At 67.2% G+C, this 1,322-nt stretch carries 1 protein-coding gene; it reads left to right on the top strand.

Annotated elements, in window-relative coordinates; all coding sequences use genetic code 11:
- Positions 1–1,213 (top strand): P1 family peptidase (locus Q4610_RS21700; protein WP_304537844.1); only part of this gene is annotated, 1,213 nt, incomplete at its 5' end.
- Between the last annotated feature and the right edge of the window lie 109 nt (positions 1,214–1,322).

The raw sequence follows: 1,322 nt of genomic DNA, 5'->3' as shown, positions 1-1,322 counted from the left end.
TGAGGGCCCCACCGGGGTGACGGTCTTCAGCTTCGACAAGAAGGTGCTGGCGGCGGTGGACGTGCGCGGCGGGGCGCCGGCCACCATCAATACCGACCTCGTCCGCCTCGGATATTCGAGCTACGACATCGACACCGTCGTGTTCGCGGGCGGCGCGGCCTATGGGCTCGAAGCGACGACCGCCGTCGCGACCGCGCTCAAGGACGATGGCCGCAATACCGGGCGATGGGATTCGATCGCGGTGGCGGTCGGGGCGGTCATCTTCGATTATGGCGATCGCCGACTGAACGAGATATACCCCGACAAGAAGCTCGCCCAGGCGGCCTATCGCGCTCGGATCCCGGGCGTGTTCCGCAATGGCGCCGCCGGAGCCGGGAGCATGACCCGCACCGGCGATTTCTTCGGCTGCAAGGCGCATTCGGGCCAGGGCGGCGCGTTCAAGCAGATCGGCGCGCTCAAGATCGCCGTCTTCTCGGTGGTCAACGCCTATGGGCTGGTGACCGATCGGGAAGGCCGCCCCGCCGCCTGTTACCGTGATCCGAGCTGGCCCAAGGATGTTCGCGTCGACGATCTGCTGCGCAACCTTCCCGACAGCCGCAAGGCCGGCTGGGGCGCCGAGAGCGGCAGGATGCGCAACACCACGGTCACGCTGGTCGCAATCAACCAGAAGATGGAGCCGGCCGAACTCCAGCGGCTGGCGATCCAGGTCCATACCGCGATGGGGCGCAGTATCCAGCCTTTCGCCACGGCATCGGACGGCGATACGCTCTATGCCATCACCACCGGCGAAATCGATGCGCCCGATCCGAGCACGCCGGGCGCGCTCAACGGCGTCGAGATCGGCTCGATCGCCAGCGAACTGGCCTGGGACGCGGTGCTCGCATCTGTGCCGCCGCAGCCGGCCTTGCCGGTGATGTCGCCGCAGCCGGCGGTGCCCGCCAGAACGCTGGCATCCTATGCAGGCAAGTATCGCTTCTCGAATTTCGTGACGGTGAACATCACCGCGCAGGACGGCAAGCTGTTCGGCCAGGCGGTCGGGCGCAACGCTTTCAACGTGCCGATGGACAAGCCGGTCGAGCTGCTTCCCTATGATGGCGGCCGGTTCGCCGTGCCGGGGCGCTACCCGATGGTCCTCGACTTTGCGACGAAGGGCAAGCTGGTGATCAACCCCGGGGAGTGGGCGCAGACCGGCATCAAACAGGCCGGACGCTGATCGCGCGACGCCGCCGTCCGCCATGGTGCGTCCCGCGCACCACGGCGGACCCTCTACGCGCCTTTTCACCTTCCGGAGCGCGCAACAGTCTCCGTACTGCAACAGAGCT

The sequence above is a fragment of the Sphingobium cyanobacteriorum genome (assembly GCF_030580935.1).
Lineage (GTDB): Bacteria > Pseudomonadota > Alphaproteobacteria > Sphingomonadales > Sphingomonadaceae > Sphingobium > Sphingobium cyanobacteriorum.
The sequence above is the reverse complement of the archived record's forward strand: the minus strand, read 5'-3'. Positions and strand labels throughout refer to the sequence as shown.